Below are 21,632 nucleotides of genomic sequence, written 5' to 3' on the forward strand. Positions count from 1 at the left end.
CCCATGAGCGATCATGGGGTTTGTCGTTTCTGGCTAGAGGCTTATGCCGGGGCCGACGTGCGGATCAGGTGATCGAATGCGCTCAGGGAAGCCTTGGCGCCCTCGCCCACCGCGATCACGATCTGCTTGTACGGCACGGTGGTCACGTCGCCTGCGGCGAAGATGCCGTGGATCGACGTTTCGCCGCGGTTATCGACGATGATCTCACCGCGCGGCGACAACTCGATGGTGCCCTTGAGCCAATCGGTGTTGGGCAGCAGGCCGATCTGCACGAAGATCCCCTCCAGCTCGACGCTGCGCAATTCATCCGACTGACGATCCTTGTAGCGCAGGCCGTTGACCTTCTGCCCGTCGCCGGTGACCTCTGTGGTTTGCGCGCTGGTGATCACGGTCACGTTCGGCAGGCTGTGCAGCTTGCGCTGCAGTACCGCGTCGGCACGCAGCTGTACGTCGAACTCCAGCAAGGTCACGTGGGCCACGATGCCCGCCAGGTCGATGGCCGCTTCCACGCCGGAGTTGCCGCCGCCGATCACCGCCACGCGCTTGCCCTTGAACAACGGGCCGTCGCAGTGCGGGCAGTACGCCACGCCTTTGTTGCGGTATTCCTGCTCGCCCGGCACGTTCATTTCCCTCCAGCGCGCACCAGTGGCCAGAATGACGCTCTTGGCTTTCAGGCTCGCGCCGCTGGCGAAACGGACTTCGTGCAGCTCGCCGTTCTTGCCCGGGATCAGCTTGTCGGCGCGTTGCAGGTTCATGATGTCCACGTCGTATTGCTTGACGTGCTCCTCCAGCGCCACCGCCAGTTTCGGCCCTTCGGTCTCCTGTACGGAGATGAAGTTCTCGATGGCCATGGTGTCCAGCACCTGACCGCCGAAGCGTTCAGCGGCGACGCCGGTGCGGATGCCTTTGCGGGCTGCGTAGATGGCTGCCGAAGCGCCGGCCGGGCCACCGCCGACCACCAGCACATCGAAGGCCTCTTTGGCGCTGATCTTCTCGGCCTGACGCTCGATGGCGCCGGTGTCGAGCTTGGCGAGGATTTCCTCAAGGCCCATGCGGCCCTGACCGAAGTTCTCGCCGTTCAAGTAAATGCTCGGCACGGCCATGATCTTGCGGTCGTTGACTTCGTCCTGGAACAGCGCGCCGTCGATGGCGACATGGCGGATGTTCGGGTTCAGCACGGCCATCAGGTTCAGCGCCTGGACGACATCCGGGCAGTTCTGGCACGACAGCGAGAAGTACGTTTCGAAACTGAATTCGCCCTTGAGCGAACGGATCTGTTCGATCACCTCGGCGCTGGCCTTCGAAGGGTGACCGCCGACCTGCAGCAAGGCCAGTACCAACGAGGTGAATTCGTGGCCCATCGGAATGCCGGCGAAACGCAGGCTGATGTCCGCACCGGGGCGGTTGATCGAGAACGACGGTTTGCGGGCATCGTCGCCGCTGTCGATCAGGGTGATTTGGCTCGAAAGACTGGCGACGTCTTTCAGCAGTTCAAGCATTTCACGGGATTTCGCACCGTCGTCGAGAGAAGCGACGATCTCGATCGGCTGGGTGACCCGTTCCAGGTACGATTTCAACTGGGCTTTAAGATTGGCGTCCAACATACGGGCGATCTCCTGAACTTTCTTTGAGGCGAAAAAAAACGCCCGAGCGAATCTCGCCCGGGCGTTTTCATTGGGCGGTGCAGCTTACTTAGGTAGGTGCGGAGTTCCGCCCTGCATTGCGTGTCACAGACTTAGATCTTGCCGACCAGGTCCAGGGACGGAGCCAGAGTGGCCTCGCCTTCTTTCCACTTGGCCGGGCAGACTTCGCCTGGGTGGGCAGCGACGTACTGAGCGGCCTTGATCTTGCGCAGCAGCTCGGAAGCGTCACGGCCGACGCCGCCGTCGTTCAGTTCAACGATCTTGATCTGGCCTTCTGGGTTGATCACGAAGGTGCCGCGGTCCGCCAGGCCGGCTTCTTCGATCAGCACGTCGAAGTTGCGGGAGATGACGTGGGTCGGGTCGCCGATCATGGTGTACTGGATCTTGCCGATGGCTGGCGAGGTGTTGTGCCAGGCAGCGTGGGCGAAATGGGTGTCGGTGGAAACGCTGTAGATCTCTACGCCCAGTTTCTGGAAGGCTGCGTAGTTGTCGGCCAAGTCTTCCAGCTCGGTCGGGCAAACGAAGGTGAAGTCGGCTGGGTAGAAGAATACGACCGACCACTTGCCTTTCAGGTCAGCGTCCGAGACTTGCACGAAGTCGCCGTTTTTGAACGCGGTGGCTTTGAACGGTTTTACTTGGCTGTTGATGATAGGCATTGATGACTCTCCGTCAGGGGTTGTGAACTCGATGGGGTGAATCCTACCCACTCGCTCGACGGATGGCTCATTGGCAAACCTGATGCTGCTGATTTGTTTTCGCTATTAGCTGACTGTATTAATAGAAGAAAACGATATCTAAAGCGACGGCGGCTTATCCGTGATCCGAACCATCCCTTCAAAGGGGCTGGCTTCAACATAGCGCATGGCGGACTTCATATCCTTCCAGCCCACATAGCTCATCAGTGACTTGAGGTCCCAACCGCTCTGGTTCGCCCAGGTCGCGAAACCGCGGCGCAGCGAATGGGTGGTGTAGTGCTCGGCCTCGATGCCGGCGCGCTTGAGCGCCTGGCGCAGCAGCGGAATCACGCTGTTGGCGTGCAGCCCCTCCTCGCTCAGGTGCCCCCAGCGATCCACCCCGCGAAAGACCGGGCCGCGCACCAGGGCCGCCTCGGTGATCCATTCGATGTAAGCCTGCACCGGACACAGCTTGAGCAGCGCCGGCGCCTGGTAGGTCTTGCCCAGGTTCTCCCGGTCGCCCTTGCTGCGCGGCAGGTACACGGTGATGCCTTTGCCGGCGCGGGCCTGGACGTGCTCGATCTCGAGGCGGCACAGCTCGTCGCTGCGAAAGCCGCGCCAGAACCCCAGCAGAATCAGCGCCCGGTCACGGCAGGCCTTGAGCAACTGAGGCCGCTTCTGTTGAGCCCTGGCTTCGCTGATCTCCTGATCCAGCCAGGCCACCGCCTGTTCCAGGTGCTGCAGTTGCAAAGGCTCGGCCTGTTTCTCTTGGGCCGGATGCAGCGCGCGGATGCCCTTGAGCGTCTTGCGCACGAGCGGCGCCTTGGTCGGGTCGGCAAATCCCTGGCTGCTGTGCCATTGCGCCAGCGCCGATAGACGCAGCTTCAGCGTATTGATCGACAACACACCGGCATGGGCCACCAGGTAGCGGGCGACGCTTTCCGCCGTCGCGGGCAGGAAGCCGCCCCAGGTCACTTCGAAATGGGCGATGGCCGCGCGGTAGCTGCGGCGGGTGTTGTCACGGGTGGCGGCTTGCAGGTAGCGATCCAGATCGCTCATGGACGGGTTTCTCACAGGTGTACTGACGGACTGCGCACAACGCGCAATTCAGCGCTTCGCACGGGATAATACGAGTATATCCCGCCTCTTGATAATCAAACATTTAACTTATTTTTTGGCATGGTACACTGCATTTTTCATGGCATGTAGCACAGTACGTAAAGGTAGGTTCACTCATGGCCCGTGGTGGCATCAATAAGGCACTGGTTCAAGCGGCGCGGCTGGCGATTCTGGCCCGCGGAGAACACCCGAGCATCGACGCGGTACGCATCGAAATGGGCAATACCGGCTCGAAAACCACCATTCATCGCTATCTGAAGGAACTGGATGACGGGAGAGAACCCGTCGAAGCGCCGTCCGAACCGATCGACGACGAACTGACCGCCCTGGTCGCCCGCCTGGCGCAACGGCTCAAGGAGCAGGCACAGGAGCCGATCGAACAGGCCCGCGAGGCATTCGAAGAACAGCGCGAGGCGCTGGAGGCCGAGCTGAACCAGACCCGCCAGGCGCTGACGCAACTGGAACAGCAACACGACATCCAGAGTGCCGCACTGGCCCGCGAATCCGAAGCGCTGACCGACACCCGGTCGATGCTTCAGACGGAACAGACCCGCAACGCCGGACTGAACCAGGCACTGGCGGATTTTGAATTGCGCCTGAAGGACAAGGACGAACAGATCCGCTCGCTGGAAGAGAAGCACCTGCACGCCCGCGACGCCCTTGAGCACTACCGCAACGCCATCAAGGAACAGCGCGAACAGGAACAGAGCCGCCACGAAGGGCAAGTGCAGCAGTTGCAGATGGAATTGCGCCAGGCCCAGCAAAGCGCGCTGGTGCGCCAGGATGAAATCACCCAACTGCACCGTGACAACGAACGCCTGCTGACCGAAAACCGCGGTTCGCTACGTGAGCTCAGCCTGCTGCAGGATCAGCTCAAGCACAGCAACCAGCGCCAGGACCAGTTGTTCGAGCAAGCGTCCCGCGCCGACAGCGAACGCACCCTCCTCCAGGAACGCTTGCGCGTCGCCGCCCTGGAAAGCCAGACGCTCAAACAGAGCCTCGACGAACAGGCGCAACTCAATCAGGGACTGGAGAAGGAACTGACCAAGGCACAGGCCAGCCTGGAGGACAGCTTGCGCCTGGCCGCCACCGTGGCGGCAGCGGCAGACGCAGCCGAGCCGAAAGGCGCTTAAGCGCCGACCGGCGAACGCATGGTGACAAACTCTTCGGCCGCCGTCGGGTGAACCCCGATGGTGTCGTCGAAGTCACGCTTGGTGGCGCCGGCCTTCAGGGCGATGGCCAGCCCCTGCACGATCTCGCCGGCGTCCGGGCCGACCATGTGGCAGCCGAGCACTTTGTCGGTCTTGCCGTCGACCACCAGCTTCATCAGCGTGCGCTCCTGGCAATCGGTCAGGGTCAGCTTCATCGGGCGGAAGCGGCTTTCGAAGATCACAACGTCATGCCCGGCGCTCCTCGCCTCCTCTTCCGTCAGGCCGACGGTGCCGATGTTCGGCAGGCTGAACACCGCCGTCGGGATCATCTTGTAGTCCACCGGACGGTATTGCTCAGGCTTGAACAGACGCCGCGCCACCGCCATGCCTTCGGCCAGCGCCACCGGCGTCAGTTGCACGCGACCGATCACGTCGCCCAGGGCGAGAATCGAAGGCTCGCTGGTCTGGAACAGCTCATCGACCTTGACGAAGCCCTTGTCGTCCAGCGTGACGCCGGTGTTTTCCAGCCCCAGGTTATCCAGCATCGGACGCCGCCCCGTCGCGTAGAACACGCAATCGGCTTCCAGGACACGACCGTCCTTGAGGGTGGCCTTCAGGCTGCCGTCGGGTTGTTTCTCGATCCGCTCGATGTCGGCATTGAACTGCAGATCCATCCCGCGCTTGGTCAATTCTTCCTGCAAATGCTTGCGCACCGAACCGTCGAAGCCGCGCAGGAACAGATCGCCGCGGTACAGCAGCGTCGTGTCCGCACCCAGACCGTGGAAAATCCCGGCGAACTCGACCGCGATGTAGCCACCGCCCACCACCAGTACCCGTTTCGGCAGTTCCTTGAGGAAGAAGGCCTCATTGGAGCTGATCGCATGCTCGCGCCCCGGAATCTCCGGCACCTGCGGCCAGCCGCCGGTGGCGATGAGGATGTGCTTCGCCGTGAAGCGCTCACCGTTGACCTCGACCTGATGCGGGTCGACGATCTTCGCGTGACCTTCGTGCAGGGTCACGCCGCTGTTGACCAGCAGGTTGCGGTAAATGCCGTTCAGGCGATTGATCTCACGGTCCTTGTTGGCGATCAGCGTCGCCCAATCGAAATCGGCCTCGCCCAGATTCCAGCCGAAGCCCGACGATTGCTCGAAGTCTTCGGCGAAATGCGCGCCATAGACCAACAGTTTCTTCGGCACGCAGCCGACGTTGACGCAGGTGCCGCCCAGGTAGCGGCTCTCGGCCACGGCGACTTTCGCACCGAACCCCGCCGCAAAGCGCGCAGCGCGCACACCGCCGGAACCGGCGCCGATCACATAAAGGTCAAAATCGTAGGCCATATCTCTCTCCTTGACAGCTCACCAGCATACCCGCAGTCGTTCATTGGGCAAGCGCTGCCATCCAAATGGGGCCGGAAAATGAAAAAACCACCCGAAGGTGGTTTTTTCGTGCAGACGCGACAGTCGCTTATCAGTAAGCCTTGCCGGTCTTGTAGAAGTTCTCGAAGCAGAAGTTGGTCGCCTCGATGTAGCCTTCGGCGCCGCCGCAGTCGAAACGCTTGCCCTTGAACTTGTAAGCCATGACGCAGCCGTTCTGGGCCTGCTTCATCAGAGCGTCGGTGATCTGGATCTCGCCGCCCTTGCCTGGCTCTGTCTGCTCGATCAGGTCGAAGATGTCCGGGGTCAGGATGTAGCGGCCGATGATCGCCAGGTTGGACGGCGCGTCTTCCGGTTTTGGCTTCTCGACCATGCTGTGCACGCGGTAGATGTCGTCACGGATCATTTCGCCGGCGATCACGCCGTACTTGTTGGTTTCCTGAGGATCGACTTCCTGGATCGCAACGATGGAGCAGCGGAACTGCTTGTACAGCTTGACCATCTGGGTCAGCACGCCGTCGTCTTCGAGGTTGACGCACAGGTCGTCCGCCAGCACCACGGCGAACGGCTCGTCGCCGATCAGCGGACGGCCGGTCAGGATCGCGTGGCCCAGGCCTTTCATTTCGGTCTGACGGGTGTACGAGAAAGAGCACTCGTCCAGCAGACGGCGGATGCCGACCAGGTATTTTTCCTTGTCGGTGCCTTTGATCTGGTTTTCCAGCTCGTAGCTGATGTCGAAGTGGTCTTCCAGGGCGCGCTTGCCGCGGCCGGTGACGATGGAGATCTCGGTCAGGCCGGCTTCCAGGGCCTCTTCGACGCCGTACTGGATCAGTGGCTTGTTTACCACCGGCAGCATTTCCTTGGGCATGGCTTTAGTCGCTGGCAGGAAGCGAGTACCGTAACCGGCTGCTGGGAACAAGCATTTCTTGATCATATAAGTCCTTGAAAGGGCTGTGTGTACGAGTTTCGGCGCAGTCTAATCAGGCGGCGTGCACCTTACAATGCCCCGCACTGGCTAACCGACGCCAACATAGAGAAATATTCCGGCCGATAGTTCCATAGCCGCTTCAAGACTGCGCAATCAGCGTAGCTCAAATCAGCCGATGCGCCGTTTTGCCGGTATCATGGCGCCTTTGAACCAGCCGACGAGACAGAGAGATGGCCGCAGCAAAAAGCATCAACGGGTATTTGGTCAGCCAGGCGAAAGACGGCCAGTGGTGGATCAGCAACGCCAAGGGCGAGCAGGTCGTCGGCCCGCTGCCCACCGAGGCGATGGCGGTCGAGGTGGCTGCCGTGTTCGAAGACACCCCGCCAGGCCCTAAACGCCGAGGCGACGATCAGGACTGAGCTGCATCGAAGTCCCCAGGCCCTGCCGTTGCGCAGGGCTTTTTTGAGCCGTCCCTGCGGGGACTGGCCAATCGCTATAACCTTTTCGCGCCAACGCTGTCAGATCGTTTGGCCACCCTTTTTTGCAAGGATGAATGTGTCATGACCGCCCTCTTCAGAACCCTGCCGCTGATCGCCCTGCTGGCCCTGGCCGGTTGCGCCTCCTCGCAGCCCACCTACCTGGACGACGGCGAACAAGGCCTGAGCATCGATTGCTCCGGCGAAGCCAATTCCTGGGCCAGTTGCTACGAGAAGGCCGACGACTCCTGCGCCGGCACCGGCTACCGCATCATCGGCACCGACGGCACGCCGTCCGCCCGGGACAGCGACAAGACCCTGGGGCTCGACGTCGGCAACTACAAGACCCGCAGCGTCGTGGTGGTCTGCAAGTAGGCCTACAGGTGGATCTCCGCGAACTTGACCCCCAATCCGCGCACCACGTCGATCAGGTCGTCGAGCCGGCTGAAGGACTCGACCTCATCGTTGTCGTCCACCAGGAAGTAGCTGCGTCCGCCGCTCTTCTTGAAGAACACGATCCACTCCCCCAGGTTCGCCGGGTTCTGGATCACGTGGGTGGCAGAGATCAGGCCCTCTGCATGCCGTTCGCGCACTTGTTCCCGCTTCATGCCTCTCTCCAGAAATGACGAAGCCGCCAAGGGCTCCTTGACGGCTCCGATGCCGACCGCCGGCAGTCTATCAGCCCGAGATGCAGGCGTTGGCGGCGTTGCGCACATCCCGGGGGCGCACAGGGACGTTGGACATGCGCTCGTGCAGCTTGATGCTGCTGCCGCCGGAGCGCTCCTCGATGTCGAACACCGCCGCAGGGCCCGAAGACAGCTTGCCGGGCACGATCACCCGAACGCCGTCCTTATGGGGCTCGACCTGCAAGGCGCCGCGGGTGTCCGCCAGCCTTTGCGCCAGGCACCCGGCATATTCATGGGGTTTCTTGCCGGAAATCACGTTCATGGTCGGCAACGTGGCGTCGATCTCCGAAACGCTCGCGCAACCGCTCATTGCCAACACCGCCGGCAGCCAAACCGCACCCCACTTCATACATTTCCTCCAATAAAGCCCCTCCGACAGCACGAATGCCGTTTTTCTCCGGGGGCCTGTTGCGTTTATCGCGCATCGCACCGCGAAAATCCGTTTTAAATTGTCAAAGCAGCGCCCGACGGCGGGATAATAACCCGTCCGGGCTGATAAACTGCGCCCACAGCCCATGCTATCGTTTTGATTTAGCAGAAAAAGCCCTTCTGGAGGCGCCCATGAAATTCATTCACCAGCGCGAGCACCTCAACGAAGACGATATCGTCGTCATCCAGTGCTCGCAGACCTGCAACATCCGCCTGATGAACGACGCCAACTTCCGCAGCTTCAAGAACGGCGGCCGTCACACCTATCACGGCGGCGCCTTCGACAAGTTTCCGGCGCGCATCACCGCCCCCAGCACCGGCTACTGGAACATCACCATCGACACCGTCAGCCGCCGGGCGATCAGCGTGACCCGCAAGCCGAACCTGACGCACTCGATCAAGATCATCCGCCGCTCCAGCTCCAAACTCAGCTGAGCCGCCCCTCATTCCTGGACAGGCAGACACTTCCGTGGCCCAAACGACCAAATACGTCATCAAGTACAAACTCAACGGCGAACGTCGCTTCGAATTCGCGCAACTGGAAAAAGGCACGCCGGACGAAGCCGAGGCTGCCCTTAAGGCCCTGCACGGGCAGAGCGGCGACGTGATCAGCGACATCAGCGTCAGCAAGGCGCTGTAAGGCGCGGGCGGACATTCGACCGCAAGCAGCGGAGTGCCGCGAGACGGGCATCCGCCCAGACTGACCGCTTCGATCTGCGCCAAGGAGCCGGAATGTCGAACCCGCCCACCCCTTCCCCGCTGGATTCGCTCGACTGGTTCGAGCTAGAGCGGCAGCTGGATCAAGACGGCTGCGCCATCATCCGCAACCTGTTGCGCCCGGAAACCTGCGACCGCCTGAGAGCGCTCTACCCGCAATCCGAACCGTTCCGCTCGCAGGTCATCATGGCGCGCCACGGTTTCGGCCGCGGCGAATACAAATACTTCGGCTACCCGCTGCCACCATTGGTCGAACGCCTGCGAAGCGCGCTCTATCCGCGCCTCGTGCCGTTGGCCAACCGCTGGTACGAGCGGATGGGACTGGAGGAACGCTTCCCCGGCGATCATGCGCAGTTCCTGGAGCGCTGCCATGCTGCCGGACAATGCCGTCCTACACCGCTCTTGCTGCAATACGGCCCGCAGGACTACAACTGCCTGCACCAGGATCTGTACGGTGAGCACGTCTTTCCGCTGCAAGTGGCGATTCTGCTGTCGGAGCCGGGGCAGGACTTCATCGGCGGCGAATTCGTCCTCACCGAGCAGCGCCCACGCATGCAGTCCCGCCCGCAGGTCATGGACCTGAAGCAGGGCGACGCCTTGATCTTCGCCGTCAACCAGCGGCCGGTCAAAGGCGTGCGCGGCGACTACCGGGTGACCATGCGTCACGGCGTCAGTCGCCTGCACAGCGGCACACGGCATACTCTCGGGATCATCTTTCACGACGCGACATGACGGCCATGCAACCGACAACCCTCGACCTGTTCGCCGACACCGAACCACAACCGCCGCGCACCGAGCAGATCGGCGAGCAGTCGTGGTGGCTGCGGGGGTTCGCCCTGCCTTGTGTCGATCCGTTGCTCGCCGCGCTGGACAGGATCCTCAGCGAAGCGCCGCTGCGCCACATGATGACGCCCGGTGGCTTCAGCATGTCAGTGGCCACCAGCAGCTGCGGCGCACTGGGCTGGATCACCGACCGCAGCGGCTATCGCTACTCGCCTGTGGATCCGCTCAGCCAACAGCCCTGGCCGGCGATGCCGGCGGCGTTCTCCGATCTGGCGCAAGCGGCGGCGGCAGAGGCAGGATTTGCCGGATTCACGCCGGATTCCTGCCTGATCAACCGCTATGTTCCCGGCGCGAAGATGTCGTTGCACCAGGACAAAGACGAAAAGGACTACGCCGAACCGATCGTTTCCCTCTCGCTCGGGTTGCCGGCGACGTTTCTGTTCGGCGGTTTCGCCCGTGCCGACGGCACCCGGCGCATCCCGCTGCTGCACGGCGACATGGTGATCTGGGGCGGCGTCGACCGTCTGCGCTACCACGGTGTGCTGCCGGTCAAGCCCGGCCTTCACCCGCGCCTGGGCGAGCAACGGCTGAACCTGACCTTCCGCTGCGCCGGATCCTCGCGCAGAATTTGACCGCAAGCCCCGGAGTGTTGCCGTCAGCCAGGCTGGTTAACCTGAATCAAACAGGTCAACGGACGAACCATCATGAAAACGCTTTGCGCGACACCGAACACTGAAGACGATCCACGCTGGGCCGCCGTCCTCGCCCGAGATCCCCGGGCGGACGGGCAGTTCGTGTATGCCGTGAAAACCACCGGCGTCTACTGCCGTCCCAGCAGCCTGGCACGCCTGCCCAAGCCGCAGAACGTGGAGTTCTTCGATACCGCGCAAGAGGCCGAAGCGGCGGGCTATCGCCCCAGCAAACGGGCGGGCAAGGATCAGAGCAGCATGGCCGCCCAGCATGCGGCAACGGTGGCGGCGGCGTGCCGGCGGATCGAGTCGGCCGAACACCTGCCGCCGCTCAATGAATTGGCCGAGGCCGCCGGCCTGAGCCCGTTCCACTTTCACCGGGTGTTCAAGGCCGTCACCGGCCTGACGCCCAAGGGATACGGCGCGGCCCATCGCTCCCGCAAGGTCCGGGAGCGGTTGGCGGACAGCGGGACGGTCACCGATGCGCTCTACGATGCCGGATTCAACTCCAACAGCCGCTTCTACGAGAGCGCCGACCAGATGCTGGGCATGACGCCCGGCGATTACCGTGCAGCGGGCAGGAACAACGACATCCGCTTCGCCGTCGGCCAATGCTCGCTGGGGGCGATTCTGGTGGCGCAGAGCGAGCGCGGGGTTTGCGCGATCCTGCTGGGAGATGACCCGCACCAACTGGTGTGCGACCTGCAGGACAAATTCCGTCAGGCCAACCTGATCGGTGCGGACAGCGGATTCGAGCAGTTGATCGCCAGCGTCGTGGGTTTCATCGAGGCACCGGCGCTGGGCCTCGACCTGCCGCTGGACGTGCGCGGCACAGCGTTTCAGGAGCGGGTCTGGCAGGCGCTGCGGGACATTGCGCCCGGCAGCACCGCCAGCTACGCCGACATCGCCCAGCGCATCGGCGCGCCCAAGGCCGTGCGCGCCGTGGCCCAGGCGTGCGGCGCCAACAGCCTGGCGGTGGCCATTCCCTGCCATCGCGTGGTGCGCAGCGACGGCAACCTGTCGGGCTACCGCTGGGGCGTGGAACGCAAGCGTGCGCTGCTTGAGCGCGAAGCCCAGCCTTAGCGGATGCCGATGTGGACCGCCACCGAGTCGGGGCCGGTATAGGCCTCGAAGTCGGTGGCGTAACGCCGCTCGACCTGAGGGTTATCCTCGAAATAGCGCCAGATCCGGCCCCACGTGGCGATGACCGCCTCGGGCAGCGCGCCATGCCCTTCGAACACCAGGTAGTCGCCGCTCTCGATCCGCACCGTTTCGAAGTCGGTGCTGTCCCGATCGAGGATCGCGACGCCCGCCGTCACATCGAACGCCCCCGACGCATCCGACTCATAGGCCGAATACACGCCATAGACCGGTGATTCGGTCTGTTTGCCGGGAATGACGGCCGCCAGCCCTGCCTTATGGAACCGATCCCACATCGGGCCGATCTTCGCGGTGTGCCCGTCATGTTCGGCGAGGTTGGTGGTACGTACCCGCAGCCCCGCGACCGTGAAACCATTGACGTAAAGTTGCTTGAGATCCATCGAATGCGCCGCTCCATGTGCCTGAACGCGGCCCCGCAGGGCCGGGAAGGCGCTTACTGTGTCAGCGATTGACGTCCACCACAACCCGTCCGCGCAACTGGCCGGCCAGCAGCTTCGGCGCTGCGGCGATGGCCTCGCTCAGGGCGATCTCGTGGCTGATCAGCGGCAACAGGGCGAAGTCCAGGTCTTTGGCCAGGCGGTTCCAGGCTTCGATCCGCCGGGCCTTGGGCTGGGTCACGCTGTTGATGCCGGCCAGCGTCACGCCGCGCAGGATGAAGGGCGCCACCGACGCAGGGAAATCCATGCCCTGGGCCAGTCCGCAGGCGGCGACCGTGCCTTCGGCGCGGGTACTGGCGCAGGCGTTGGCCAAGGTGTGGCTGCCCACCGAATCGATCACGGCCGCCCAGCGCTCCTTGGCCAGAGGCCGGCCGGGCTCGGACAAGGTCGCCCGGTCGAGGATCTCGCCGGCACCCAGTCGTTTCAGGTATTCGTGCTCGGAGAGGCGACCGGTGGACGCCACCACGCGATACCCGAGCCGGTTCAGCAAGGCGATGGCGAAACTGCCGACACCGCCGTTGGCGCCGGTCACCAGCACCTCGCCCTGCGCCGGCGTCACGCCGTTGCGCTCCAGCGCCATGATGCACAGCATGGCCGTGTAGCCGGCGGTGCCGATGGCCATGGCCTGCGCGGCGGAGAACGCGTCGGGCAGCGGTATCAGCCAGTCGCCGTTGAGCCGCGCCTTCTGCGCCAGGCCGCCCCAATGGCTTTCGCCCACGCCCCAGCCGTTGAGCAGCACCTGATCGCCGGCCTTGTGGTCCGGGTGCGAACTGGCCTCCACGGTGCCCGCCAGATCGATCCCCGGCACCATCGGGAACTGGCGCACCACGGGGCTGCTGCCGGTGATCGCCAACCCGTCCTTGAAGTTCAGTGTGCTGTACGCCACGCGCACCGTCACATTGCCGTCCGGCAGTTGACCGTCGTCGAGGGTTTGCAGGCTGGCGCGGTAACCGCTGTCGTCTTTGTCGATCAGAATGCCGTTGAACATGACTGCCTCGCTGGGAAGGTTTCGGGGTCGTGGCATTCAAATACCACACTGCAACACATTGCCACACACGACTTTGCGCCAATCGGCAAATCCGCCGGGTGATTCCATGGCGGGCGGCTATGCTTTTTCGACGATCCCTTCGCCCCCGAAAACCTCATGTCGATGGAGCTGACAATGACCCGTCCCCGTTGGTTTCTCGCCTGTCTCATGCTGTGCCTTTTCGCCTTGGGCAGTGCCTGGGCCGCGCCGGCTCCCGCGAGCAAAGGCACGGGCACGGCCACCGACGAGCCGACATGGCCGCAAGTCATCACCAGCGGCGCCGCCAAGCTGACGGTCTACCAGCCGCAGCTCGACAGTTGGGACGGCTACACCCTCAAGGCCCGCGCCGCCGTCGAAGCCACCGGCGCCGACGGCAAGTCCATCTACGGCGTCGTCCAGTTCAGCGCCCACACGCTGGTGGACAAGGCCACGCGCTGGGTCGCCCTCGATCAGTACAACATTATCAAGGCCGACTTCCCGTCCGATGCGAGCCAGGCCGCCACCTGGGTCACCGCGCTGCAAAAGGATGCCGCCAACCGCAAGAAAACCATTTCCCTCGATCAGCTGGAGGCCGCCGTCGGGGTGCTTGCCGCCGAGCAGAAGGCCGACGCCGCGCCGCTGGAGAACACCCCGCCTGCCATCCTCAGCTCGGACGTCCCGGCGCTGCTGGTGTACATCGACGGCGAACCAGCCTACCGACCGGTGGAAGGCACCGGGCTGCAACGGGTGATCAACACCCGGCCGCTGCTGCTCAAGGACGATCAAGGCAAGCATTACCTGCACGTGTTCGACGGCTGGATGGCCGCGGACCGGTTGAACGGCGACTATTCGCGCCTGGCCTCCCCGCCCGCCGGCCTGGAGAAGGCCAAGAAAGCCGCGATCGACAGCCGCCAGGTGGACCTGCTGACCGGCCAAGGCGATCCCAAGGCCAAGGCGCCGAGCCTGGCCAAACCGCCGCAGCCGAAAATCTTCATCGCCACCACGCCGACCGAACTGATCGTCACCGACGGCGCGGCGCAATGGCAGCCGATCCAGGGCACGCGCCTGCTGTATGTCAGCAACACCACCGGGCACATCTTCAAGGAGATCGGCGACCAGAACAGCTACGTGCTGATTTCCGGGCGCTGGTTCCGAGCCGCCGACATGAACGGCCCCTGGACCTTCACCCCGGCCGACAAGCTGCCAGCGGACTTCGCCAACATTCCCGACGACAGCCCGAAAGAAAACGTCAAGGCTTCGGTGGCCGGCACGCCGCAGGCCAAGGAAGCGGCCATCGCCGCGACCATCCCGCAGACCTCGGCGATCAAGAAAAGCGCAGTGAAGATGACCGCCCCCGCCTTCGATGGCGAACCTCAGCTCAAGGCCATCACCGGCACCCCGCTGCAGTACGTGGTCAACAGCGCCACGCCGATCATCCGGGTCGACACCGACAGCTGGTACGCCGTGGAGAACGGCATCTGGTTCACGGCCACAAGCGTCAACGGGCCGTGGACGGTCGCAGGCTCCGTGCCGGCGGTGATCTATTCGATCCCGCCCAGCTCACCCATGCACTACCTCACCTACGTCAAAGTCTACGAATCGAGCGGCGACACGGTGGTGGTCGGCTACACGCCCGGCTACCAGGGCTCCACGCTGGATCCGGCCACGGGCGTGGTGGTCTACGGCACCGGGTATCCGTACACGCCCTGGGTCGGCAGCGTGTGGTACGGACCTCCGGTGACGTACGGCTTCGGCGTCGCCATCCGCTACACGCCGTGGACCGGTTGGACCTTCGGTTTCGGCTTCGGCTGGAGCTGGGGCGGCAGCACCGTGGCGATGGGCTGGGGCTGGGGCGCCTATCCGTGGTGGGGCAACTACGGCTGGGGCTATGCCTGGGGCCCGCGCCTGTATCCGGCGCCGCTGGCCTGGGGTGGCGCCGCCTACGGCTACCGTGGCGGCGCCGTTGCCTGGGGCCCGGGCGGTTGGGCAGGCACCACCGGCAATATCTACAGGCAATGGGGCGACCGGGCGACGGTGAGCCGTTATGGCGGCGGCTACAACGCCTGGACCGGCAACCGCTGGGCGGGACAGGTCGGGGCCTCCTACAACTCACGCACCGGCGTCTCGGCGGCGGGCCAGCGCGGCGCGGTGCACAACGTCTACACCGGCAACTACGCCGCCGGGCGCAGTGGCGCGGCGGTCGGCCCCGAAGGCGGCGCCATCGCCGGACAGCGGGTGACGGCCGGCAATGCGCGCACCGGCACCCAGGTCACCGCCAGCCGGGGCGCCGTGTACAACCCCAACACCGGCAACACCACCCAGTACGGCGGGATCCGCGGGCGCGACGGCGGCGCCGCGCGCATCGGCGACAACGTGTATGCCGGGCACGACGGCAATGTCTACAAGAAAACCGACGACGGCTGGCAATCGATGGTCAAGGGCGGCGCCACCCGCGCGCCGGTCAACAACACCGCGCAACTGCAGAACCTCAACCGCGAATCCGCCGCCCGCAACTTCGGTAATCAGCGCCTGAACGAATTCCACGATTCCTCGCGGGTCATGAACCGTTCGTTCGGGGGCGGCGGTGGTGGCGGGTTCCACCGACGCTGAAGGCCGCAAATCCCGGCTGGCCTTGCAGCCGGGTTTGCTGGTACAAAACCGGCTCTGCCGTCCCTGCCCGTTTTGTCGTTCGGAGAACCCTTTCCATGAGCCAATGGCCAGACACCCGCATTCTTGACCTCTTCGGCATTGAACTGCCGATCATCCAGGGCCCGATGGCCGGCGCCACGAACGCTTCCATGGTGATCGCCGCGTGCAACGCCGGCGGCCTCGGTTCGATGCCTGCCGCGATGCTGAGCCTCGACCAGTTGCGTGAAGCATTGAGAAACATCCGCCAGGGCACGTCGAAGCCGTTCAACGTCAACTTCTTCTGCCACCAGCCGCCGGCCCCCGACGAGCAGCGCGCCCGGGACTGGAAAGACCTGCTTGAACCCTACTACCGCGAACTGGGCGTCGATTTCGACGCGCCGACACCGGTGTCCAACCGCGCACCCTTCGATGCGGCAGCGTGCGAGGTGCTGGAAGAATTCAAGCCTGAAGTGGTGAGCTTCCACTTCGGCCTGCCGGAGAAAGCCCTGCTGGAGCGGGTCAAGGCCACCGGCGCGAAGATCCTGTCGTCGGCCACCACCGTCGATGAGGCCGTGTGGCTCGAGCAGAACGGCTGCGATGCGATCATCGCCATGGGCTACGAGGCCGGCGGCCATCGCGGGATGTTCCTCAGCGATGACCTGAGCAGCCAGGTCGGCACCTTCGCCCTCGTGCCGCAGGTGGTGGACGCGGTGAACGTACCGGTGATCGCCGCCGGCGCGATTGCCGACGCGCGGGGCGTTGCCGCCGCCTTCATGCTGGGCGCCTCGGCGGCGCAGGTCGGCACCGCCTATCTGTTCACGCCGGAGGCCAAGATCAGCGCCTCGCACCACAAGGCCTTGCGCACCGCCAAGGAAAGCGAGACCGCCATCACCAACCTGTTCACCGGCCGCCCGGCGCGGGGCATCCTCAACCGGGTGATGCGCGAAGTGGGCCCGATGTCGGCCAAGGCGCCGGCGTTTCCGCTGGCCGGCGGTGCGCTGATGCCGCTGCGGGCCAAGGCCGAAGCCGAGTTCAGCAACCTGTGGGCCGGCCAGGCGTTCACGCTCGGGCGGGACATCGGCACCGCAGAGCTGACCCGGCAACTGGCCGAAGGCGCGTTGGCGAAACTGGCGGGCCGATGATCCCGAGCGGGCGCAGGCTCAGCCCCTTCGTCCGGCACCGAATCGCGCTTTCCGTTTGAAGGCATTTCGCTATATAGTCACCTATATAGCGAATCACCCCTCGCATCGGCGCAGTCCACCTCCAACAACAACTGCGCACTGCACACGCCAACCACGGAGCTGTTACATGACCATTCGTGCCTCACGTTTTGCCCCCGCTTGCCTGGCTTCCCTGATCGCCGTCTTCACCCTGGGCAGCGCTCAGGCCGATGAAGTGCAAGTGGCCGTCGCGGCGAACTTCACCGCGCCGATCCAGGCCATCGCCGCCGATTTCGAGAAAGACACCGGGCACAAACTGGTGGCCGCCTACGGCGCCACCGGCCAGTTCTACACCCAGATCAAGAACGGCGCGCCGTTCGAAGTGTTCCTGTCCGCCGACGACACCACGCCGGAAAAGCTCGAGAAGGAAGGCGACACCGTCAAGGGCTCGCGTTTCACCTACGCCGTCGGCACCCTGGCGCTGTGGTCGGCCAAGGAAGGTTATGTCGACGCCAAGGGTGACGTCCTGAAGAAGAACGAGTACCAGCACCTGTCCATCGCCAACCCGAAAGCCGCGCCTTACGGCCTGGCCGCCACCCAGGTGCTGGACAAGCTGAAACTGACCGACGCCACCAAGGCCAAGATCGTCGAAGGCCAGAACATCACCCAGGCCTATCAGTTCGTGTCCACCGGCAACGCCGAGCTGGGCTTCGTCGCCCTGTCGCAGATCTACAAGGACGGCAAAGTCAGCAGCGGTTCGGCATGGATCGTTCCGGCCAGCCTGCACGATCCGATCAGGCAGGACGCGGTGATCCTGAACAAAGGCAAGGACAGCGCCGCCGCCAAGGCCCTGGTGGATTACCTCAAAGGCCCGAAAGCCGCTGCGGTGATCAAGTCCTACGGTTACCAGCTGTAAATGTCGCTGACGAGTGCCGATTTCGCGGCGATCTGGCTGACCCTGAAGCTGGCGTCCCTGACCACCGCGATCTTGCTGGTGGTCGGCACTCCGATTGCCCTGTGGTTGTCGCGTAGCCGCTCCTGGCTGCGCGGCCCCGTCGGTGCGGTGGTGGCCCTGCCCCTGGTGCTGCCGCCGACCGTCATTGGCTTCTACCTGCTGCTGGCGCTGGGCCCCAACGGGTTCATCGGCCAGTTCACCCAATGGTTGGGGTTCGGCACCCTGACATTCAGTTTCACCGGCCTCGTGGTCGGCTCAGTGCTGTATTCCATGCCGTTCGTGGTGCAGCCGCTGCAGAACGCCTTTTCCGCCATCGGCACCCGCCCGCTGGAAGTGGCCGCGACCTTGCGCGCCAATCCCTGGGACACGTTCTTCAGCGTGATCCTGCCGCTGGCCCGCCCCGGCTTCATCACCGCCGCGATCCTCGGGTTTGCCCACACCGTCGGCGAATTCGGCGTGGTGCTGATGATCGGCGGCAACATTCCCGACAAGACCCGCGTGGTCTCGGTGCAGATCTACGACCACGTCGAGGCCATGGAATATGCGCAGGCCCATTGGCTGGCCGGGGCCATGCTGGTGTTTTCGTTCCTGGTGCTGCTGGCGCTCTATTCCAGCCGCAAGACCCGCGCCGGCTGGAGCTGACGGATGATCGACGCGCGCTTGACCCTCTCCTACTCCGGCTTCAGCCTGGACGTCGACCTGCAGTTGCCCGGCCGCGGCGTGACGGCGCTGTTCGGCCAGTCCGGGTCGGGCAAGACCACCTGCCTGCGCTGCATCGCGGGCCTGGAGCGAGCCGAGAAGGCCTTCATCCGGATCAACGACGAAGTCTGGCAGGACAGCGACAAAGGCCTGTTCGTGCCCCCGCACAAGCGGGCGCTGGGCTACGTGTTCCAGGAGGCGAGCCTGTTCCCGCACCTGTCGGTGCTGGCCAATCTGCAGTTCGGCCTCAAGCGCATCGCCCGGCCGCAGCGCCGGGTCGATCTGCGCCAGGCCACCGAACTGCTGGGGATCGGCCACTTGCTGAACCGGCACCCGCAGCATTTGTCCGGCGGCGAGCGCCAGCGCGTCGGCATCGCCCGGGCGCTGCTGACCAGCCCGAAGCTGCTGCTGATGGACGAGCCCTTGGCCGCCCTCGACAGCCAGCGCAAAAACGAAATCCTGCCTTACCTGCAACGCCTGCACGACGAACTGGACATTCCGGTGCTGTACGTCAGCCATGCCCAGGACGAAGTGGCGCGGCTGGCCGATCACCTGGTGCTGCTCAGCGGCGGCCGGGCGCTGGCCAGCGGCCCGATCGGCGAAACCCTGGCCCGCCTCGACCTGCCGCTGGCCCAGGGCGACGATGCCGGCGTGGTGATCGAAGGCCAGGTCAGTGCCTACGACGCCGGCTATCAATTGCTCAGCCTGCAATTGCCGAACACCCGGATGAACATCCGCGTGCCCCATGCGCCGATGGACATCGGCCAACCGCTGCGCTGCAAGGTGCAGGCCCGGGACATCAGCCTGTCGCTGCAGGATCCGGAACACAGCAGCATCCTCAACCGACTGCCGGTCACCGTGGTCAGCGAACTGGCCGGGGACAACGCCGCGCACGTCCTGATCCGCCTGGACGCCGGCGGCACGCCGCTGCTGGCGCGGATCACGCGGTTCTCCCGGGATCAGCTGGGCGTGCACCCGGGCCAACGCCTCTGGGCACAGATCAAGGCCGTAGCCGTACTGGCGTAAATCGTTCGCACGTCGACGGGCGGGCGCGGTCAATCGCCATGACAGCCCGAACCGCCACCAGGACGTCCGACATGGCCGATACCGTCCACACCGACCCATTGCCGCCTGGCCTGCATTACGTCGATGACAGCGGGCCCGGCATCACCCGCAAGCAGGTGCGCGGCAGCTTCCGCTACTTCGACCCGGCGGGCCGGCGCATCACCGACCCGGACGAGATCCAGCGCATCAATGCCTTGGCGGTTCCGCCGGCGTACCTCGATGTGTGGATCTGCCCCGACGCCCACGGCCACCTGCAAGCCACCGGACGCGATGCCCGGGGCCGCAAGCAGTACCGCTATCACCCGCGCTGGCGCGAAGTGCGCGATGCCGACAAGTACGCCCGGCTGCGCGCGTTCGGCCTGGCGCTGCCGAAACTGCGCAAACGGCTCGAAGCCATGCTGTTGCCGCCCGGCTTCAGCCGCGACAAGGTCATGGCCACGGTCATCACGCTGCTGGACGCCACGCTGATCCGCGTCGGCAATGCGCAGTACGCACGGCACAACCGCTCGTACGGCCTGACCACCCTGCGCAACCGGCACGTCGAGGTCAACGGCAGCGCGATCCTGTTCCAGTTCCGCGGCAAGAGCGGCATCGAGCACCGGATCACCGTCCGGGACCGGCGCCTGGCGCGGATCATCCGGCGCTGCCTCGAACTGCCCGGCCAGAACCTGTTCCAGTACCTGGACGAAAACGGCGAGCGGCACACCGTCACCTCCTCCGACGTCAATGCCTGCCTGCAAGCCCTGACCGGCGCCGAGTTCACCGCCAAGGACTACCGCACCTGGGCCGGCAGCGCCCTGGCGTTGGCGGTTCTGCGCGAACAGCGGTGGGACTCCGAAGCCGAAGCAAAGCGCCAGGTGGTGGAGATGATCAAGCAGGTCGCCCGCGCGCTGGGCAACACGCCGGCGGTGTGCCGCAAGTGCTACATCCACCCGGCGGTGATCGATCGGTTCATGCTCGGCGAACTGGCCGGGCTGCCGCGCCCGCGCATGCGCAAGGGCCTGCGCGCCGAAGAGGTCGCCCTGGCGATGTTCCTGGAACGCGAAGGCATGACGGAGGTGGTTTAAGCCGCTGGCCGACGAACCGGCCTGTCCGTCTTTTGCACGTTCGGCACAGGGTTCTATAGTTGATCTGACACGAATTCGCTGTGGTGACGCCATGGAAGACATTTTCATCGTCAAGCGCTGCAACCGGATCATCATCCACGGGCGGCGCGCCGGGGAAAGCCTGCACGAACCCGCCGAGGCCATCGGCTGGTTCCGCATCTGCGACACGCGCACCGGCGGATTCATCGGCGACGGCTACGACCTTGAGGACGACGCCCGGCGCGAATGCCGCCGGCTCAACGCAGCCAGCTCACCGTTACCGGCCCGCCAGAACCGCGGCTGATGCGGCTGTTTTGCGGGTCTATACTGAAACCAGCTGAAGGAGCGGCGCCCCATGGCGGAGAGCTCGCGCGTCGCGGGCTTTTTTGCTGACTTCCCATTGCTGCGCAGCGGTTTCATGAACGGAGGTGCTCCATGTCCGAAAAAGAGTCCATCACCACCCTCCTCACCTTGCTCGACGCGCGGCAGGCGCGCCTGGCGGCGGCCTGCAAAGAGATCGCCGACTGGGTCGACCACCAAGGCGGCCATCCCACCGCCCTGCGCATCCGCGACCGTCTGAACGACATCGAGAAGGACACGCCGCTGATCCGCAGTACCCTGTCGGCGCTCAAGCCTGTGGACCGGCCGTTGCCACGGTTCAGGTGATCCGGGCGTTTCGATGTCGCACGTGGATGCCTGACTGTTGCGGCGCATTGCAGGCCCACTGTATCTGCTGGCCTGCGATGACGGCCGGTTAGGATGAGCGCT

25 protein-coding genes are annotated in these 21,632 nt (G+C 64.5%); 16 read left to right on the top strand and 9 right to left on the bottom strand.

What is annotated here, in order from left to right; all coding sequences use genetic code 11:
• Nucleotides 1–41 precede the first annotated feature (41 nt).
• The 3 genes from ahpF to KVG96_RS11585 form a co-directional block, all read right to left on the bottom strand.
• Entirely contained in the window at nucleotides 42–1,604 is a 1,563-nt protein-coding gene (ahpF, locus tag KVG96_RS11575; RefSeq protein WP_217892187.1) for an alkyl hydroperoxide reductase subunit F, read from the bottom strand.
• Nucleotides 1,605–1,735: 131 nt separating this feature from the next.
• Nucleotides 1,736–2,299, bottom strand: coding sequence for an alkyl hydroperoxide reductase subunit C (ahpC, locus tag KVG96_RS11580; protein ID WP_085583902.1), 564 nt, complete (start codon nucleotides 2,297–2,299; stop codon nucleotides 1,736–1,738).
• 138 nt (nucleotides 2,300–2,437) lie between these two features.
• Entirely contained in the window at nucleotides 2,438–3,376 is a 939-nt protein-coding gene (locus KVG96_RS11585; protein WP_217892188.1) for a site-specific integrase, read from the bottom strand.
• 176 nt (nucleotides 3,377–3,552) lie between these two features.
• On the opposite strand from KVG96_RS11585, the gene KVG96_RS11590 reads away from it, so the two are divergent.
• Nucleotides 3,553–4,569, top strand: coding sequence for a DNA-binding protein (locus KVG96_RS11590; RefSeq protein ID WP_217892190.1), 1,017 nt, complete (start codon nucleotides 3,553–3,555; stop codon nucleotides 4,567–4,569).
• On the opposite strand, the gene gorA is transcribed toward KVG96_RS11590, so the two are convergent.
• Nucleotides 4,566–5,924, bottom strand: a complete 1,359-nt coding sequence (gorA, locus tag KVG96_RS11595) for a glutathione-disulfide reductase (RefSeq protein WP_217892192.1) — start codon at nucleotides 5,922–5,924, stop codon at nucleotides 4,566–4,568. The two genes, KVG96_RS11590 and gorA, sit on opposite strands and share 4 nt — an antisense overlap.
• Before the next feature lie 130 nt (nucleotides 5,925–6,054).
• On the bottom strand, nucleotides 6,055–6,894 hold the full coding sequence (gene galU, locus KVG96_RS11600; RefSeq protein WP_085583911.1) for a UTP--glucose-1-phosphate uridylyltransferase GalU: 840 nt from the start codon (nucleotides 6,892–6,894) through the stop codon (nucleotides 6,055–6,057).
• 224 nt (nucleotides 6,895–7,118) lie between these two features.
• On the opposite strand from galU, the gene KVG96_RS11605 reads away from it, so the two are divergent.
• Both KVG96_RS11605 and KVG96_RS11610 read left to right on the top strand, forming a co-directional pair.
• Entirely contained in the window at nucleotides 7,119–7,307 is a 189-nt protein-coding gene (locus KVG96_RS11605; RefSeq protein ID WP_217892193.1) for a hypothetical protein, read from the top strand.
• A gap of 141 nt (nucleotides 7,308–7,448) precedes the next feature.
• Nucleotides 7,449–7,739, top strand: coding sequence for a hypothetical protein (locus tag KVG96_RS11610; RefSeq protein ID WP_217892194.1), 291 nt, complete (start codon nucleotides 7,449–7,451; stop codon nucleotides 7,737–7,739).
• A 2-nt stretch (nucleotides 7,740–7,741) separates the two neighbouring features.
• Here the strand turns inward: KVG96_RS11610 and KVG96_RS11615 are convergent, their stop codons facing one another.
• Nucleotides 7,742–7,972 (bottom strand): hypothetical protein, encoded by a 231-nt coding sequence (locus KVG96_RS11615; RefSeq protein WP_085583917.1) that lies wholly within the window; start codon nucleotides 7,970–7,972, stop codon nucleotides 7,742–7,744.
• 70 nt (nucleotides 7,973–8,042) lie between these two features.
• The gene (locus tag KVG96_RS11620) at nucleotides 8,043–8,399 is read right to left on the bottom strand and encodes a hypothetical protein (protein ID WP_217892195.1); all 357 of its coding nucleotides are present in this window, start codon (nucleotides 8,397–8,399) and stop codon (nucleotides 8,043–8,045) included.
• A 212-nt stretch (nucleotides 8,400–8,611) separates the two neighbouring features.
• Between KVG96_RS11620 and KVG96_RS11625 the strand changes: the two genes are divergently transcribed.
• From KVG96_RS11625 to ada, 5 genes are all read left to right on the top strand, one after another.
• Nucleotides 8,612–8,914: a DUF1883 domain-containing protein gene (locus KVG96_RS11625; protein ID WP_085583922.1), complete on the top strand. Its 303-nt coding sequence runs from the start codon at nucleotides 8,612–8,614 to the stop codon at nucleotides 8,912–8,914.
• Nucleotides 8,915–8,948: 34 nt separating this feature from the next.
• Nucleotides 8,949–9,119 carry a hypothetical protein gene (locus KVG96_RS11630; RefSeq protein ID WP_217892196.1) on the top strand — a complete coding sequence of 57 codons (171 nt, stop codon included), beginning with the start codon at nucleotides 8,949–8,951 and terminating at the stop codon, nucleotides 9,117–9,119.
• A gap of 92 nt (nucleotides 9,120–9,211) precedes the next feature.
• Nucleotides 9,212–9,928 carry a 2OG-Fe(II) oxygenase gene (locus tag KVG96_RS11635; protein WP_217892197.1) on the top strand — a complete coding sequence of 239 codons (717 nt, stop codon included), beginning with the start codon at nucleotides 9,212–9,214 and terminating at the stop codon, nucleotides 9,926–9,928.
• A gap of 5 nt (nucleotides 9,929–9,933) precedes the next feature.
• On the top strand, nucleotides 9,934–10,611 hold the full coding sequence (gene alkB, locus KVG96_RS11640) for a DNA oxidative demethylase AlkB (RefSeq protein ID WP_217892198.1): 678 nt from the start codon (nucleotides 9,934–9,936) through the stop codon (nucleotides 10,609–10,611).
• 72 nt (nucleotides 10,612–10,683) lie between these two features.
• The gene (ada, locus tag KVG96_RS11645) at nucleotides 10,684–11,751 is read left to right on the top strand and encodes a bifunctional DNA-binding transcriptional regulator/O6-methylguanine-DNA methyltransferase Ada (protein WP_217892199.1); all 1,068 of its coding nucleotides are present in this window, start codon (nucleotides 10,684–10,686) and stop codon (nucleotides 11,749–11,751) included.
• Here ada and KVG96_RS11650 read toward each other — a convergent pair.
• Together KVG96_RS11650 and acuI are read right to left on the bottom strand one after the other, a co-directional pair.
• Complete coding sequence (locus KVG96_RS11650) at nucleotides 11,748–12,209, bottom strand: GyrI-like domain-containing protein (RefSeq protein ID WP_217892200.1); 462 nt, start codon at nucleotides 12,207–12,209, stop codon at nucleotides 11,748–11,750. The two genes, ada and KVG96_RS11650, sit on opposite strands and share 4 nt — an antisense overlap.
• A gap of 61 nt (nucleotides 12,210–12,270) precedes the next feature.
• Complete coding sequence (acuI, locus tag KVG96_RS11655) at nucleotides 12,271–13,254, bottom strand: acrylyl-CoA reductase (NADPH) (protein ID WP_217892201.1); 984 nt, start codon at nucleotides 13,252–13,254, stop codon at nucleotides 12,271–12,273.
• 174 nt (nucleotides 13,255–13,428) lie between these two features.
• Between acuI and KVG96_RS11660 the strand changes: the two genes are divergently transcribed.
• The 8 genes from KVG96_RS11660 to KVG96_RS11695 all read left to right on the top strand — a co-directional run bounded on the left by KVG96_RS11660 (nucleotide 13,429) and on the right by KVG96_RS11695 (nucleotide 21,530).
• A complete protein-coding gene (locus tag KVG96_RS11660) occupies nucleotides 13,429–15,882 on the top strand; it encodes an autotransporter (RefSeq protein WP_217892202.1) in 2,454 nt (817 codons plus the stop codon).
• Nucleotides 15,883–15,977: 95 nt separating this feature from the next.
• On the top strand, nucleotides 15,978–17,042 hold the full coding sequence (locus KVG96_RS11665; protein ID WP_217892203.1) for an NAD(P)H-dependent flavin oxidoreductase: 1,065 nt from the start codon (nucleotides 15,978–15,980) through the stop codon (nucleotides 17,040–17,042).
• Nucleotides 17,043–17,208: 166 nt separating this feature from the next.
• Entirely contained in the window at nucleotides 17,209–17,976 is a 768-nt protein-coding gene (gene modA / locus KVG96_RS11670) for a molybdate ABC transporter substrate-binding protein (RefSeq protein ID WP_217892204.1), read from the top strand.
• A complete protein-coding gene (gene modB / locus KVG96_RS11675) occupies nucleotides 17,977–18,657 on the top strand; it encodes a molybdate ABC transporter permease subunit (protein ID WP_085583937.1) in 681 nt (226 codons plus the stop codon). It begins immediately after the preceding gene.
• A 3-nt stretch (nucleotides 18,658–18,660) separates the two neighbouring features.
• Complete coding sequence (modC, locus tag KVG96_RS11680; RefSeq protein WP_217892205.1) at nucleotides 18,661–19,740, top strand: molybdenum ABC transporter ATP-binding protein; 1,080 nt, start codon at nucleotides 18,661–18,663, stop codon at nucleotides 19,738–19,740.
• Nucleotides 19,741–19,811: 71 nt separating this feature from the next.
• Nucleotides 19,812–20,846: a DNA topoisomerase IB gene (locus KVG96_RS11685; protein ID WP_217892206.1), complete on the top strand. Its 1,035-nt coding sequence runs from the start codon at nucleotides 19,812–19,814 to the stop codon at nucleotides 20,844–20,846.
• A 91-nt stretch (nucleotides 20,847–20,937) separates the two neighbouring features.
• Nucleotides 20,938–21,168: a hypothetical protein gene (locus tag KVG96_RS11690; RefSeq protein WP_217892207.1), complete on the top strand. Its 231-nt coding sequence runs from the start codon at nucleotides 20,938–20,940 to the stop codon at nucleotides 21,166–21,168.
• A 131-nt stretch (nucleotides 21,169–21,299) separates the two neighbouring features.
• A complete protein-coding gene (locus tag KVG96_RS11695) occupies nucleotides 21,300–21,530 on the top strand; it encodes a hypothetical protein (RefSeq protein ID WP_085583945.1) in 231 nt (76 codons plus the stop codon).
• Nucleotides 21,531–21,632 lie beyond the last annotated feature (102 nt).

Source organism: Pseudomonas ekonensis, assembly GCF_019145435.1.
Taxonomy (GTDB): domain Bacteria; phylum Pseudomonadota; class Gammaproteobacteria; order Pseudomonadales; family Pseudomonadaceae; genus Aquipseudomonas; species Aquipseudomonas ekonensis.